We start from the raw sequence: 15,889 nt of genomic DNA on the forward strand, positions 1-15,889 counted from the left end.
TCAGGCTGGCTCAGGTTCACCATAGAGCTGCCTGGCGATCTTCTCAAGGGTGTCGATACCCTTGGCCTCCTCCTTGAGGAGTGGAACCTCTGCAACCACCTGGTCGCTGAACTTCTCACGTATCTGCTTCAGCCTCTCCTGCTGCAGTTTCCTCCTTGCATTGCAGAACTCACAGTCACTGTCCTCTGGCAGCACCTGGTTGACTATGACACCATCTGCATGTATGCTGTACTTCTCAAGGGCCTTCATTGCCCTCTCGGACTCATATATGGACATCTCCTCAGGGATCACAACCATCTTGAAGGAGGTCCTCTCAGGGTCTGACATGACCTCCTTTGCAGCGTTTATCTGCTTCTTGGTGGCCTCCATGTCCTGGAGGGCCCTGTCCTCCTCTTCCTCGTCACCCATGAATGGGAGTATGTTCTTGAAGGCCTTTGCCATGCTGCCGATCTGCCTCCTTATCTTGATCATCTTCCCAACCCATGAGTCCATGAGTTCAGGGAATGAGAGCAGACGGAGTGTGTGGCCTGTGGGTGCAGTGTCAAATATCACGATATCGTACTCATCGGTTGTCATGTACCGCAGGAACTGGTCGAAGGCTGCGGCCTCATCGATACCAGGTGACATTGACGCCATGTCCATCTGGTCCTGGAGCATGTCAAGCCCCATTCCAGGGTTCATTGACGCCTGTTCCCTCAGCTTTGCCTGATACTCCTCCATTGCAACCTCAGGGTCTATTTCAACCGCGTAGAGGTTGTCTGTTATCAGGGTGGGTGTGTGACCTATCTCCCTCTCAAGGGAATCTGAAAGTGAGTGTGCAGGGTCTGTTGAGATAACCAGTGTCTTCTTACCTGATCTGGCCATCCAGAGTGCTGTTGCAGCTGATATGGTTGTTTTACCAACCCCTCCCTTTCCGCCTATGAACACGAATGTTGTTTTGCCCTTATTGAACTTGAAAAGATCCTTAAATGCCATTGTACTCCTCCTGTAAGAATCCGTGATGCTGATGAACACCTTCACATGTTACCTTACATTGATTTATATGGTTATATAAAATATACCCTACTTACTTTTAACCATTGCTACTTCGAAGAGGGTGGTTCCATGAGACATGTTCCAGGGCTTGGTCCCCACGTGAGGGAGAGGATAGAGGAGTTCATAAAGGCCAGGGTGGATGATAGCAGGACAGAGGGCGTTGTACTGGGTCTCAGTGGGGGTGTGGACTCTTCAACGGTCGCCTACCTTGCAGCAGATGCCCTTGGCCCGGATAGGGTTCTTGGTATAATCATGCCGTCTGCCACAACACCCCCCGACGACCTCAAACATGCAGAGATGGTTGCAGTGGAAACCGGGATAGAATATGAGACCGTGGACATTGAACCCATCCTGGAGTCATTCAGTGGTATATGCGGTCACCGGGCCAGCAGACTCGCTCTGGCAAACCTCAAACCAAGGGCAAGGATGATGGTCCTCTACTACCATGCCAACTCCATGAACCGGCTTGTGGCAGGTACCGGTAACCGTACGGAGCTCCTTGTGGGATACTTCACAAAATACGGTGATGGGGGAGTCGACATACTTCCAATTGGGGGCCTATACAAAAAACAGGTCCGTATGCTTGCAGAGGAGCTTGGTGTTCCATCCGAGATAATATCCAAGGCCCCGTCAGCCGGCCTCTGGCCCGGCCAGACCGATGAGGAGGAACTGGGGATAAGTTACGACGTCCTGGATGAGATCCTCTTTCTGCTGGTTGATAAAAAAATGGGGGTTCCTGAAGTCGCATCTGAACTTGGAGTGCCTGTTGAAGAGGTTAAGAGGATACAGGGGATGATAAATGCGGCAGGGCACAAGCTCAGGCCCCCGGAAATAGCCGATCCCGGGGTGATCTGATGTTCACGCTGATATACATAACGACCTCCGGCCAGGAGGAATCGGCAAGGATCGGGCGCAGACTTGTTGAGGAGAGGCTCGCAGCCTGTGTGAACATCATACCCTCCATAAAATCATTCTACCACTGGGAGGGCTCCCTTGAGGAGGATGAGGAGTCGGTGCTTATTGTTAAAACAACCAGTGAACTAACCCAGCAAATAATTAAAAGAGTTAGGGAACTACATAGTTATGATAATCCATGCATAATTTCAATTCCCATAACAGGGGGATCCCGTGATTACCTTGAATGGTTAAATAATGAAGTCAAAAAGCCATGATGGCGGTGATTCAGTGGATATTGAGAGTAAATGGCGCGATAAGTGGAGAGATGCAGGAATATTTCATGCTGACCCCGATGACAGAGAGAAGATCTTCCTGACAGTTGCCTATCCCTACCCCAGCGGTGCCATGCACATAGGACACGGAAGGACCTACACGGTCCCGGATGTCTATGCACGTTTCAAGAGGATGCAGGGATACAACGTCCTCTTTCCCATGGCCTGGCACGTCACAGGGGCCCCGGTAATAGGGATAGCCAGGAGGATACAGAGACAGGACCCCTGGACCCTCAAGATCTACAGGGAGGTCCACAAGGTACCCGAGGAGGAACTTGAACGCTTCAGTGCCCCCGAATACATAGTTGAATACTTCAGCAGGGAGTACCGTTCTGTGATGGAGGATATGGGTTACTCCATAGACTGGAGGCGTGAATTCAAGACCACGGACCCCACCTACAGCAGGTTCATACAGTGGCAGATAGGGAAGCTCCGTGACATGGGCCTTGTGAGGAAGGGCGCCCATCCAGTGAAGTACTGCCCTGACTGTGAAAACCCGGTGGGTGACCACGACCTCCTTGAGGGGGAGGGTGTGGCCATAAACCAGCTCACGCTCCTCAAGTTCAGAATGGATGATTCATACCTTGTTGCGGCCACCTTCAGGCCCGAAACAATCTACGGTGCAACCAACCTCTGGTTGAACCCGGAGGAGGAGTATGTGAGGGTGCGGACAGGCGGTGAAGAGTGGATAGTAAGCCGTGCATCCCTTGATAACCTCTCCCATCAGAAGCTGGACCTTGAGGTTGAGGGTGACGTGGACCCTGAGGAACTCATTGGAAGGGAAGTTGAAAACCCTGTGACCGGAGAAAAGCACCCCGTACTTCCAGCCTCATTCGTTGACCCTGAATACGCCACTGGAGTTGTATTCTCTGTACCTGCCCATGCCCCTGCAGACTTCATAGCCCTTGAGGACCTCAGGAAGAACTCTGAACTGCTTGAGAGGTATGGTCTCGGTGATGTGATTGAGGGCCTCGAACCCATCAATGTGATCACCGTTGAGGGTTACGGAGTGTTCCCTGCAGCAGAGGTGATCCAGAAATTCGGGGTTGAGAGTCAGGAGGATGAACGCCTGGAGGACGCCACAGGGGAACTCTACAAGATTGAACATGCCAAGGGTGTTATGAGCAGCCACATCCCTGTTTACGGTGGGATGAAGGTTTCAGAGGCCCGTGAGGTCATAGCAGATGAACTGAAGTCTGAGGGCCTGGCCGATGAGATGTACGAGTTTGCAGAGCGCCCTGTGATATGCCGCTGCGGTGGAAGGTGCGTTGTGAGGCTCATGGAGGACCAGTGGTTCATGAAGTACTCCGATGAGGAGTGGAAGGAACTGGCCCACAGGTGTCTTTCCAGCATGAAGATAATACCCGAGGAGGTGAGGGCCAACTTCCAGTACTACATTGACTGGCTGAATGACTGGGCATGCTCCAGGAGGATTGGTCTCGGTACAAGGCTCCCCTGGGATGAGAGGTGGATAATAGAGCCCCTCACCGATTCAACCATCTACATGGCCTACTACACCATCGCCCATAAACTGAGGGAGATGGACCCTGAGAAACTGGATGATGAGTTCTTTGACAGTGTCTTCCTTGGTGAATCCATAGCGGGGGATGAACTCAGGGAGGAATTCAGCTACTGGTACCCCCTTGACTGGAGGCTGTCTGCCAAGGACCTCATAGGCAACCACCTCACATTCCATATATTCCATCACTCCGCCATATTCCCTGAATCCCGCTGGCCCCGTGGTGTTGTTGTATTTGGAATGGGCCTCCTTGAGGGTAACAAGATGTCCTCATCCAAGGGTAACGTGATACTGCTGCGGGATGCAATAGAGAGGCACGGAGCAGATGTTGTGCGCCTGTTCCTCATGTCATCTGCAGAGCCCTGGCAGGACTTTGACTGGAGGGAGAAGGAGGTTATAGGAACCAGGAGGCGCATCGAGTGGTTCAGGGAATTCGGTGAAAGGGTCTCTGAGATCTGGGATGGCAAACTGGCCCTGTCTGAGCTTCCTGAATTTGAGCCTGAAAGTTTCGCTGGTAAGTGGATGATCTGCCAGCTTAACCACAGGATACGCGAGGCCACAGATGCCCTTGAGTCATTCCAGACCCGTAAGGCAGTGCAGGAGGCACTATATCTCCTCAAAAAGGATGTGGACCACTACATGGCCCGTGTTGATGGCCGTGCCGACATGGAGGTTAAAATGGTGCTTGCACATGTTCTGAGCGCCTGGATAAGGCTCATGGCACCATTCACTCCCTACACAGCCGAGGAGATGTGGGAGAGATACGGTGGTGAGGGTTTCGTATCGGAGGCTCCCTGGCCCAGGTTCAGGGAGGACGCCATAAGCAGGGAGGTCCAGGTTGCAGAGGAGATGGTCCAGAACACCGTCAGGGATATTCAGGAGATCATGAAGATACTGGACGCCCGGCCTGAGAGGGTGCACCTCTACATATCGCCACCCTGGAAGTGGGATGTCCTGAGAATAGCATCTGAGGTTGGAAAGCCGGATATGGGTGCCATAATGGGGAGGGTTTCAGCCTCCGGAGTCCACAGCAACATGAAGGAGGTCTCAGAATTCGTGAGGAGGATCCTCCGGGATGCGGGTAAATCTGAGGTTGTTGAGGTGGACGAGTACAGTGTACTGGTTGATGCCAGTGACTACATAAAATCAGAGGTGGGGGCCGATGTGGTGATCCACCGTGATGCGGACTACGACCCTGAAAACAAGGCCAAAAATGCTGTTCCCCTTAAACCCGCAATATATCTTGAGACATGAGGTTAAAGGGGACATTTTAATTTTTTTGTTTATTCAATACCTGACCCTTTTATTGAAAAAATTAATATACTGGCTTGGGGATTATAACGCTTATTTTATCAGATGCTGGCTTTCACTGGATGTTATCTGAAGATTCAACCCTGTTTTCAAGTGTCCCCACGCCCTCAACGGTGGCCCTTACGGTGTCTCCTGGTTTCATCTCTCCAACGCCGGGTGGTGTGCCGGTTGCAATGATATCGCCGGGCTCCAGTGTCATGATCTCTGATATGAACTCAACCAGTTCCTGGACGGTGAATATCATGTTGGATGTGCTGGATGACTGCCTGAGTACCCCATTGAGTTCAAGGGATATATCAAGGTTGCTGGGTCTGATATCAGTTTCTATGAATGGCCCTATGGGGCAGAAGGTGTCAAAGCTTTTTGCACGGGTCCACTGGCCGTCACGCCTCTGTAGGTCCCTTGCAGTTACATCATTGAGGACCGTGTAACCTGCTATGAATTCATCCGCCTCATCTGAATCAACGCACCTCGCCCTTTCTGATATAACCGCTGCAAGTTCAACCTCATGGTCAACCTCCGAGGACATTGCAGGGTAGACTATTGCATCTCCATGGCCTATGACCGCTGTTGGTGGCTTGAGGAATATAACGGGTTCATCAGGTATGTCCATTCCAAGTTCAGCTGCGTGGTCCCTGTAGTTGAGACCCACACATATAACCTTTGAGGGTGAAACCGGTGGGAGGATCCTCACTTCCCCCATATGATATTCCGAGATGACCTCAGGGTCTTCAAGGAGGTAGCGATCACTTTCAACCTGAAATACCTTCTCTCCATCTGTAAAGCCGCAGAGAACCCTTCCGCCATCTGAAAACCGGAGGAACTTCATTGATAACACCTCAGGGGATTATCCTCTCAATTGGCACAACCAGTATGTCCCTTGCCCCCACGGACTTGAGCCTGTTCACCAGGTTGAAGACCTCCTTCTCATCCACAACCGCGTGGACAGCCACAACACCGTTATCCGAGAGCACCTCAGAGACCGTGGGTCCCGTCATCCCTGGCATGAGTGCCCTCACACGATCCAGGTTTTTCCGGTCTATGTTCAGCATTACGAGCCTGCGGCCCTCTGCATCTATAACTCCCCTTATACCTGTTCTGAGCTCCTCTATCAGCTGCCCCTTGCTTCTGTAACTTTCAGGGTTTGCTATGAGTTTCACTGAACTCTCAAGGAGTGTGTCAATGACCTTGAGGTGGTTCATCCGGAGTGTGGTGCCGGTGCTGCTGAGGTCGGTTATGAGGTCCGCCACCCCTATGAAGGGTGCTATCTCTGTGGAACCTGTGAGTTCAACTATCTCGGCCCCTATGTTCCTTTTCCTGACGTAGTCCTCTGTTATCCTGGGAAACTCTGTTGCTATGACCGCACCGTCGGGTATGTCCTCTGGTTTCTCGATGGGGGAGTCCTCAGGGGCTGCCAGGACCAGGCTGGCCCTCCCATAGTTGAGGTCCTCGAGGATTTCAACCTCACTCCCCCTCTCCACTATGAGGTCGTACCCTGTGATACCAAGGTCAGCCGCCCCATCTGCAACGAATTCGGGTATATCGGCTGCCCTGCTGAACATGACATCGATCTGGGGGTGCTGCGTCTTTGAAAATAGCTTCCTGTTAATTGTATCCTTCAGCCCCACACCTGCATTTTCAAGTAGCCTTATTGCAGGTTCGCTTATCCTTCCCTTTGAGGGAACCGCTATTCTTATCTTCATTCAATCCCTCGATGACTCAAATATTTACTGTGAATGCCGTACACATCAGTATCTCATCTGCAGAATCACATCACTTATATCTCTTTTTAAGGAACCTATATAATAGCTTTAGATTCATCCCAGATTATAAGTTAAAACTTATAAGTTATAAGGTGATCCTATGGAGAATGAGAGCATACTGATACATGGCGCCCAGGTCCTCGACGCAGCAGGCCCCCGCAGGGGATCGGTTCTGATTGAGGGTAACACCATAGAGGAGGTTTCAGACGCCCTGAGTCCCGGTGACGCTGACACCGTCATTGATGGCCACGGAAAACTCCTAATCCCGGGTCTTGTGAATACACACACCCACCTCTCAATGACACTGTTCAGGGGTATGGCAGATGACCTCCCCCTTGACAGGTGGCTGAATGACCACATATGGCCAGCCGAGGCCCACCTCAACGGGGAGTACTGCCATGCAGGGGCACTCCTTGGATGTGTGGAGATGATAAGGTCAGGTACAACAGCCTTCAATGACATGTACTTCTACATGGATGACGTGGCCCGTGCAGTGGATGAGGCTGGACTGAGATGCGTTCTAAGTCACGGGATGATAGACCTTGGGGATGATGATAAAATGCGGGCTGAAATCAGGGAGAGCCTCAGGATAATCCGTGAATGCCACGGAATGGCAGATGGACGCATAAAGGTTGCCCTTGGGCCCCACAGCCCCTACACCTGCTCAGAGGAACTCCTCCGAGAAACCGCTCGACTGGCAGCTGAACACGGTGTTGGTATCCATATCCACGTATCTGAAACAGAAAATGAGGTCAGGGAGGTCTCAGAGGCCCACGGAATGTCCCCTGTTGAGTACCTGGATTCGACAGGTGTCCTTGGGCCGGGGACCGTGGCAGCCCACTGCGTCTGGCTGAAAGAAAATGAAATGGAGATCCTCTCAGAGAGAGGGGTGAAGGTCTCACACAACCCCTCAAGCAATATGAAACTGGCATCAGGCATCTCACCTGTACCTGAACTCATGGGGCGGGGCGTCAACGTCTCCATCGGGACAGACGGGGCCGCCTCAAACAATAACCTGGATATGTTTGAGGAGATGAAGACCGCCTCGCTGCTCCAGAAGGTCAGCCTCCATGACCCGACGGCACTCCCGGCAATGGATGTATTCCGGATGGCGACAGTGAATGGTGCCAAGGCCCTGGGAGTCAATTCTGGCCTCATAGAGGAGGGCGGGTTGGCGGATATTGTGGTCTTAAACACCCGCAGACCCCACCTCACACCCTGGAGGAAGCCGGCCTCACACCTCGTCTACTCTGCCAGTGGCGCGGATGTTGATACGGTGATATGTGACGGGAGGATTCTGCTACTGGAGGGTGAATTGAAGGTGCTGGACGAGGAATACGTCATGGAACTTGCAGAGGGTGCTGCAGAGGAGCTTACCTCAAAACAGTAGGTTGGGAAGATGATCGCACTATTCGACATCGACAAAACCCTCATACACCGCTCAGAGGTCCATGAAGAGGCATTCAGCTATGCTTTCAGGGAGGTCTACGGTGTTGAGGCCACCGTTGACCTCATAGACTACCATGGAAAAACAGACCCAGCAATAGCCAGGGAGGTCCTCAGCCTCCTGGGCCTGGAATCAGGGGATATAGATGATGGGATGGACGACTTCCTCCATGAACTCGTAGTTTATGTGGGAAAAAACATCCGGTACGATGATATAAGGCTCATAGATGGTGTTATGGGGTTCCTTGAGGCTCTAAGATCCAGCAGTGCCTGCATGGGAGTTGTCACAGGTAACCTGGAGGATATAGCCTTCATGAAGCTTGAGAGGGCTGGAATTGCAGGTTACTTCTCATTCGGGGGCTTTGGGAGTGACAGCAGCATAAGGGAGGAGCTCACAGAAATCGCGGTTAAAAGGGGACTTGAGATGGGGGCCTCAGGAAGAATCGTCCTCTTTGGTGACACACCCTACGATATGATGGCCGGGGCCCATGTGGGTGCCCTTAAGATTGGAATAGCAGCCGGAAGGTACGGGGAGGCAGAGCTCAGACGGGCCGGGGCTGACCATGTCTTCAGGGATTACCGCAGCCCTGAGATAATGGATATAATTACTTGTGAGCAGTTTTAAGTTACCTGCTCATCTCTCTATGAACTGAGGCTCCCCTTTCCTGTTTAGTAATATGCTCCTTTTCCATTCCGGGCGTGTTTCCGGGAAATCCTCCCGGTAGTGGGATCCCCTGCTCTCCTCCCTTATAAGGGCTGAGCGGGTCACCAGTGAGGCTGTTATGAGCATGTTCTCAAGTTCAAGGGCCTCCAGGAGGTTGCTGTTAAATCCTCCTGTTTCAGGGACATCAAGGTCCCCCAGTTTATCCATCAGCGTGGAAATCCTGGACATTGCAGATTCAAGTGACCTCCGGCTCCTCACAATTGCAACATCACTCCACATCGCCTCGTGGAGTTCATCCCTTATCTCAGCCGGCCTTATGGATCCATCGCGGACCAGGCCCTTTATCCGCTGCTCCTCCTCCTCAATGAGTGACCTGACCTGTCTCCTGGATGAACTCATGGCGTTTTTTGCAGCCGATATGCCCGCCCTCCTTCCGAATACCTGGGTATCGGCCAGGGCATTTCCTCCGAGCCTGTTGGCACCATGTACGCCTCCTGAAACCTCACCTGCTGCGAAGAGGTTCTTGAGATTGGTCCTGCCCCACTCATCTATCCTTACACCCCCCATGAAGTGGTGTGCTGTGGGTGCAACCTCCATTGGCTCGGACCTTATATCCACACCCACATCCAGGAACTGGAGTAGCATGGTCTCAAGTTTCTCCTCTATAACCTCATCAGGGAGGTGGCTCACATCGAGGTAGACGCCGCCGTTCTCTGTCCCCCGGCCCTCCATTATCTCGGTGTAGATGGCCCTTGCAACAACGTCCCTTGTTGCAAGTTCCCCGCGGGGGTCATAGCGGCTCATGAACCGTTCGCCCTCACTGTTGAGGAGTATGCCGCCCTCACCCCTCACGGCCTCCGTCACAAGGACCCCCCTCCGTGACTCAGGGTAGACCATGCCTGTGGGGTGGAACTGGACCTGTTCCATGTCTATGAGGTCAGCCCCCGCCTTCCAGGCTATTGCAAAGCCATCACCACCCTTTTGCATGGTGTTGGAGGTCACAGGGTATATGTGGCCTGCCCCTCCTGATGCCAGTATGGTGGAGGAGGCCCTGAAGGCCACAGGCTCTGAATTCCTGATGGATACGCCCATGGCGCCAAGAACGCTGCCATCCTCAACAAGTAGTGAGGTTATCATCACCTCATCGATGGTCTCTATGTCCCTCCTTATAACCTCCTCCTTGAGGGCCGTGATCATCTCATGGCCTGTCCTGTCCCCATGGTAGCAGGTCCTCCTGTAGGTCTGGCCTCCGAAGGGCCTCTGATCCAGGAGGCCTGACTCCTGGCGGTCAAAGAGTGCGCCATATTCTTCAAGGTCCCTCAGCCTGTCAGGGGCCTCGTCCACAAGTATACGGACAAGTCTGGGGTCGTTGATGAATCCGCCGCCCCTCATTGTATCCTCAAAGTGGACATCGGGACTGTCCTCTGGATCAACACATGCGAATGCGGCGTTGTATCCGCCCTCAGCCATTCCTGTGCATCCTGATTTAAATGATAAACCCTTTGAAACTATGATTGGTGTCAGTTTGTGTTCAGAAACCTCAATTGCTGCCCTGCAGCCGGCTCCGCCTGAGCCTATTATGAGAACATCACATTCGTAAAGCTCGCTTTCCATGGAGATTATTTTCAACATTCATTATTATAAGGTTTGGCAGTCAATATGTTAAGGTGATGAATATGGGAAGTGAAAGATCACCCTTCCTGTTGAAGGTGTGATGGGAAAACTGAAGGCGCCTTCAACTGGCTAATTTAACAGAAGAATCTCCTGAGGGGTGATAACCCGGCTCATCACACTGATGATCCCGATTACATATACATAAAGATCACGGGGGTTCCATTTGAAGAAGAAAGATATTGTTAAACTATCAAGGAGGGACTTTGAGAGGGCATGGCTTGAGAGCGGGAAGCTCCTTAAAAAGCCCCACCATGACCTGCAGTATCCACGCCTGAGGTTTGGTGTGGGAAAATCCCACGTCCTCTATGACACCATCTGGATGATAAGGGAGGCCTACCTCAGGCTGGGTTTCAGTGAGATGGTGAACCCGGTATTCATAGACGAGGAGCACATATACAGGCAGTTTGGCCCCGAGGCCCCGGCGGTCCTCGACAGGTGCTTCTACCTGGGGGGGCTTCCAAGGCCAGACATAGGCCTTGGCCTTGATAAGATCCGGATGATAGAGGAAATGGGAGTTGAGGTGACAGAGGACAGGATCCAGGGCCTCAAGGAGGTCTTCAGGTCCTACAAGAAGGGTGACATCTCAGGGGACGACCTCGTCCTTGAGGTATCCGGGGCCCTTGAGGTTGAAAGCCATGACGCCCTCAGGATCATCGAGAGGGTGTTCCCTGAGATAAGGGACCTCAAACCAGTTGCAGGTAGGACAACCCTGAGGTCCCATATGACCTCCGGGTGGTTCATATCCCTGCAGAACATACATGACAGGTACCCCCTCCCCCTGAAACTATTCTCAATTGACCGCTGCTTCAGGAGGGAGCAGAGGGAGGATTCAAGTCACCTCATGACCTATCACTCAGCCTCATGCGTCGTTGTGGATGACGAGGTTCCCCTCGACGTTGGGAAGGCAGTGGCCGAGGGCCTACTTGAGCACTTCGGCTTCTCAAGGTTCAAGTTCCTGCCTGATGAGAAGAAATCCAAGTACTACATTCCCGGGACCCAGACAGAGGTCTACGCCTACCACCCGGGCCTCAGGGACTGGGTTGAGATTGCAACCTTCGGGTTATACTCCCCCATAGCACTCTCAATGTACGGTATAGACGAGGAGGTCATGAACCTTGGGGTGGGTGTTGAGCGTGTGGCCATGATACTCAACCAGGTGGATGACGTCCGGGAGATGGTCTACCCCCAGATCCATGGACCCTGGAGGCTCACCGACAGGGACATCGCCGGCATGCTCAGGATAAACCTCCACCCGGTAACCTCAGATGGCAGGATGCTCATGGAGAGGATAATTGAAACCTGGAGGGCCCATGCAGACGCAGAGTCACCCTGCAGCTTTGAGGTTTACAGTGGGGAATTCCTTGGCAGGAGGATCAGGGTGGAGGCAGTTGAGGATGAGGACAACACACGGCTCCTCGGACCTGCGGTCTGGAACACCATCTACATCCACGATGGCAACATACTGGGTGTTCCACCCGGAACGGAACTGGACAACGAACTCATAGCCAGCGCCCGGCGGGATGGCCTCAACACAGGGATAACCTACATGGATGCCCTTGCAGCCGAGGCAGCCTACAGGGTGGAGGAGATGGCTGTGAGTGGCGCCGATGAGGTTGAGGTGAGGAGCACGATAGCAAGGTCCCTCTCTGACCTGAACCTCATCCTGGATGATGTGGCCATGAGGTACATAACAGGCAGGAACCGTGAGATAGACCTGAGGGGTCCCCTCTTCTCAACTGTAAGGGGCAGAGTGGAGTGAGAGGATGATCATAACCGGAAGGGTCAGTTCAGGTTTCGGTGAGGGCGCATACTTCATGACAAGGGACGTCTACCTTGAACAGTTCAGGGAGAAACTGGGTTTCGAGCCATTCCCCGGCACCCTCAACATAGAAACCGGTAACCCTGAAATCGTCAGAGAACTGCGGCTTAAGGCTGATAAAATACATGGTGGGGGTGGTTTCGGGGATGTGCTCTATGTGAGGGCAGTCCTGAACGATGAGGTTGATGGCGCCCTTCTGTTCCCTGTTAAAACCCATCACAGGGATGTGTGCCTTGAATTTGTTGCCCCTGTAAACCTCAGAAAAACCCTTAAATTAAGAGATGGAGATACTGTTAGCCTAAAGATAATGGATGATGAATCATCAGATTAATTGAGTGATACAACAGAGTCGTGATCATATGATTCAGGAAGCCCTTAAAGCACTCAGAAAGGGAGAAATGGTTCTTGTATTCGACGCGGACAACCGTGAACGGGAAACAGATATGATTGTTGCTGCTGAAAAAACAACCCCTGACCATATCAGGGTCATGAGGAACGATGCAGGTGGCCTCATCTGTGTACCTGTATCCTGGGAGAACTCAGAAAGTCTCGGGATACCCTACATGACCGATATAATGAATGAGGCCTCAGGCCGCTACCCGGTACTCAGCAGGCTCTCACCCCACGATATACCCTACGATGAAAAGTCGGCTTTTTCCATAACAGTGAACCACCGGAGGACATTTACAGGAATAACTGACAATGACAGGGCCCTGACCATAAGGGAGCTTGCAGAGCTCTGTAAAAACAAAAAACACCATGAGTTCGGGGATCTTTTCAGGTCACCGGGCCATGTCACCCTCCTGAGGGCCGCTGATGGCCATGTGACCAGGAGGAGGGGCCACACCGAGATGAGCATAGCACTCATGGAGATGGCTGGACTTGAGGGAGTTGCGGTCTGCTGTGAGATGATGGATGACAGGACCGGTAATGCGCTTTCAACGGATGATGCCATGAAATATGCGGAGGAACACGACCTCATATTCATGAGCGGAGCAGACCTCATTGACTCATACATGGAATTCAGATCTTAGAGGTGTTTCTTATGGATAGGCTGAAGATAGGAATCAGTGGACTTGATGACACAATAGGCGGCTTCCCCATGGGCAGATCCGTCCTCATAACCGGGGAACCAGGATGCGGGAAGACAATCTTTGGATTGCGTTTTGCAATAAGCAGCTGCATGGAGGGATACAACACGGTCTATATCACAGCCGAGGAGGACGCCAACGACCTCCACATCCAGGCAAACTCCTTTGGCTGGAACACCCAGGAACTTGAGGAGAGGGGACTCCTCAACTTCATTGAACTGACCGGCATAAGGGCCAGGATAACAGAGGCCGAGCTCAGCATGGACATGGACCCCATGAAGGGTAACTTCACCAAGATAATACATGACATCCCCCCTGAGGCTGAGGTAGTTGTGATAGACAGTCTGGGGGGCTACACAGCCAAGTTAACAGCATATGAGTTCAGGAACCAGTTTGACCTCCTGGTATATGAGCTCAAGCAGAGGGGTATAACATCTGTTATCATACTTGACAGCGCAACCTCCAAGGAATTCAATGAACTTGCCCTCTTCTCGGTCTATGGTGCCATAAAGCTCGGCAGGAGGGAGAACCCCTACACAGGTCGAAGGGAGCGTATAATGGACATAGTTAAGATGAGAAGCACCAAGACACCCCTCCAGTTCCTCACCTATGAGATAGGCGGAGAGGAGGGTATAACCATAACAGAGGGGGAGGAGATCCCTGAGGAGGATCTTGAAATTTAACCCCACCACCACTATTTTTTATCACCTGAAAAAATAACCTAATTTTTTGAGGAGGATCTTGAAATTTAACCCCACCACCACTATTTTTTATCACCTGAAAAAATAACCTAATTTTTTGAGGAGGATCTTGAAATTTAACCCCACCACCACTATTTTTTATCACCTGAAAAAATAACCTAATTTTTCCTGAATCTTCTCATTATCTCCTCAAGGTCAGTGTATCCCCTGAATTCTGGTTCTGCTGCTTCAGATATGAGAAGATCCACGTCAAGGTTCTCCTCAACGGCCTCCATGGCCCTCATGCAGAAGTCCTCAAGTTTTATCTCAACCTCAGGGGTGCCGCCCCTCATGCTCATCTTAACCCGGGGCAGAGCCAGGTACCTCCCCCCTGAGGCCCTCTCAAATATATCCATGTCATAGACCCTGTTGAGGATGGCGTGGGGGACCTCAACCCCAAGCCTCTCAAGGACACTTATATGGGCGTCCAGGTCAACGGCCGCTGACTCCACCCCTCCCCTGCTGCAGCCGGCCACCATTATAACAGGTATCCCAGCTGCAAGTGCGATTTCGGCCCCTGAGTAGGGTACGGTTTCATTGAGGAGTCCTGTTAATATGCTCATAACACCCTCGATCAGTATTATATCATACCTTCCCCTCACCGATTCCAGGGCATCCTCAAGGTCCATCCAGCCCAGGTGCCCTATTCTTATGGAGGAGTGCTCCTCCATTGGCTCCTTTATGAGGTAGAGGGCCGGTACTATGTCCCTGACATCAGGGCCCACCTTCATGACCCCCACCCTGAGACCCCGCCTCCTGAGGGCGCCTGCAAGGCCGGTGACTATGAAGGTCTTCCCTGCATCCGAGCCCGTGGATGCTATCATGATTGCCGGCGGGGTATTCCTGGTCTCGCTTCCTCTTTCCTCAACGTTTATACCTGTTTCCACACCTATCTCTGACCTCAGGGTTTTTCTGAGTTCCCGGTTCTTCTCCATTATCCTCTCCCTTGAATCCTCACCGGCGCCCAGAAACTCCAGTATGTTCTCCACAAGGGCGGGGTTCTCATCCAGTGCCCCGTGGACCATGGTACCTGCGACGTTTCCATCGTCACTGCAGACACCCGAGGTTACCTCAAGCCTCCTGTCCCTGTAATCGGCCCTCCTTATTATGGAGCGCATTATCTCAGGAGCGTCCCCCCTTATCTCACCGTAGGTGTGGCAGTGAAAACCGGTTACCCTCTCACCGGTTAAACCTGCGGTGAGGAATGACTCCCCTGTGACAAGGGCCTCCACACGGTCGTTGCTTATCATGGGGTGGAATGATACATTCAGGAGCCCCAGACCCTCCCTGTATATGGGGCAGGGCGATTTTCTCCCTATATCCGTCCTCTCTGCCAGTGCCTGGAACCCTGAGCAGATGCCAAGGACAAATTTTCCCTCAGCAGCCATCCTCCTTATCTCTGATCCAAGGTCCGCTGATAGACTCCCTGACTCAACTATGCTCCCACCGGGTATTATGATGCCATCCAGGACCCTGTGGGCCCTCTCACCATTCACTAGGCCATTCTCCTTAACCAGGTCGGTGGGTAGAAATCCAAAATCCTCAAAGGCCGGTACAGAGCCCCTCAGGTATGCGAGTCCAATCCTCATGTAAACTCA

General features: G+C 52.3%; 14 protein-coding genes. 9 read left to right on the top strand and 5 right to left on the bottom strand.

Annotated features, from left to right (window positions below):
• Positions 1-975, bottom strand: coding sequence for a TRC40/GET3/ArsA family transport-energizing ATPase (locus tag FVF72_RS04060; RefSeq protein ID WP_147671992.1), 975 nt, complete (start codon positions 973-975; stop codon positions 1-3).
• A gap of 129 nt (positions 976-1,104) precedes the next feature.
• Between FVF72_RS04060 and FVF72_RS04065 the strand changes: the two genes are divergently transcribed.
• Genes FVF72_RS04065 through leuS form a run of 3 tightly spaced genes read left to right on the top strand, consistent with a single transcriptional unit; the run spans position 1,105 to position 5,037 of the window.
• On the top strand, positions 1,105-1,890 hold the full coding sequence (locus tag FVF72_RS04065) for an NAD+ synthase (RefSeq protein ID WP_147671269.1): 786 nt from the start codon (positions 1,105-1,107) through the stop codon (positions 1,888-1,890).
• Positions 1,890-2,207 (top strand): divalent-cation tolerance protein CutA, encoded by a 318-nt coding sequence (gene cutA / locus FVF72_RS04070; protein ID WP_147671270.1) that lies wholly within the window; start codon positions 1,890-1,892, stop codon positions 2,205-2,207. Before FVF72_RS04065 ends, cutA begins: the two co-directional genes overlap by 1 nt.
• Positions 2,188-5,037, top strand: a complete 2,850-nt coding sequence (leuS, locus tag FVF72_RS04075; protein ID WP_147671271.1) for a leucine--tRNA ligase — start codon at positions 2,188-2,190, stop codon at positions 5,035-5,037. The genes cutA and leuS overlap by 20 nt, the downstream gene beginning before the upstream one ends.
• Positions 5,038-5,149: 112 nt before the next feature.
• On the opposite strand, the gene FVF72_RS04080 is transcribed toward leuS, so the two are convergent.
• Entirely contained in the window at positions 5,150-5,923 is a 774-nt protein-coding gene (locus FVF72_RS04080; protein WP_147671272.1) for a fumarylacetoacetate hydrolase family protein, read from the bottom strand.
• Positions 5,924-5,933: 10 nt separating this feature from the next.
• Positions 5,934-6,797: an ATP phosphoribosyltransferase gene (gene hisG / locus FVF72_RS04085; RefSeq protein ID WP_147671273.1), complete on the bottom strand. Its 864-nt coding sequence runs from the start codon at positions 6,795-6,797 to the stop codon at positions 5,934-5,936.
• Positions 6,798-6,957: 160 nt separating this feature from the next.
• Here hisG and FVF72_RS04090 point away from each other — a divergent pair, with 160 nt between their 5' ends.
• Together FVF72_RS04090 and FVF72_RS04095 are read left to right on the top strand one after the other, a co-directional pair.
• Positions 6,958-8,247: an amidohydrolase family protein gene (locus FVF72_RS04090; protein WP_013294929.1), complete on the top strand. Its 1,290-nt coding sequence runs from the start codon at positions 6,958-6,960 to the stop codon at positions 8,245-8,247.
• Between the two features lie 9 nt (positions 8,248-8,256).
• Positions 8,257-8,928, top strand: coding sequence for an HAD family hydrolase (locus FVF72_RS04095; RefSeq protein ID WP_147671274.1), 672 nt, complete (start codon positions 8,257-8,259; stop codon positions 8,926-8,928).
• Between the two features lie 9 nt (positions 8,929-8,937).
• Here the strand turns inward: FVF72_RS04095 and tfrA are convergent, their stop codons facing one another.
• Positions 8,938-10,581, bottom strand: a complete 1,644-nt coding sequence (gene tfrA, locus FVF72_RS04100; RefSeq protein ID WP_147671275.1) for a fumarate reductase (CoM/CoB) subunit TfrA — start codon at positions 10,579-10,581, stop codon at positions 8,938-8,940.
• A 223-nt stretch (positions 10,582-10,804) separates the two neighbouring features.
• On the opposite strand from tfrA, the gene sepS reads away from it, so the two are divergent.
• The 4 genes from sepS to FVF72_RS04120 are packed head-to-tail and all read left to right on the top strand — an operon-like array spanning position 10,805 to position 14,234.
• Entirely contained in the window at positions 10,805-12,400 is a 1,596-nt protein-coding gene (gene sepS, locus FVF72_RS04105) for an O-phosphoserine--tRNA ligase (RefSeq protein ID WP_147671276.1), read from the top strand.
• Positions 12,401-12,404: 4 nt separating this feature from the next.
• A complete protein-coding gene (locus tag FVF72_RS04110) occupies positions 12,405-12,791 on the top strand; it encodes a DUF120 domain-containing protein (protein ID WP_147671277.1) in 387 nt (128 codons plus the stop codon).
• Between the two features lie 28 nt (positions 12,792-12,819).
• On the top strand, positions 12,820-13,494 hold the full coding sequence (ribB, locus tag FVF72_RS04115; RefSeq protein ID WP_013294923.1) for a 3,4-dihydroxy-2-butanone-4-phosphate synthase: 675 nt from the start codon (positions 12,820-12,822) through the stop codon (positions 13,492-13,494).
• 11 nt (positions 13,495-13,505) lie between these two features.
• Positions 13,506-14,234, top strand: a complete 729-nt coding sequence (locus FVF72_RS04120) for an ATPase domain-containing protein (RefSeq protein ID WP_013294922.1) — start codon at positions 13,506-13,508, stop codon at positions 14,232-14,234.
• Between the two features lie 176 nt (positions 14,235-14,410).
• On the opposite strand, the gene FVF72_RS04125 is transcribed toward FVF72_RS04120, so the two are convergent.
• Positions 14,411-15,880, bottom strand: coding sequence for an AAA family ATPase (locus FVF72_RS04125; protein WP_147671279.1), 1,470 nt, complete (start codon positions 15,878-15,880; stop codon positions 14,411-14,413).
• Positions 15,881-15,889 lie beyond the last annotated feature (9 nt).

Source organism: Methanothermobacter sp. KEPCO-1 (assembly GCF_008033705.1).
GTDB classification, from domain to species: domain Archaea; phylum Methanobacteriota; class Methanobacteria; order Methanobacteriales; family Methanothermobacteraceae; genus Methanothermobacter; species Methanothermobacter marburgensis.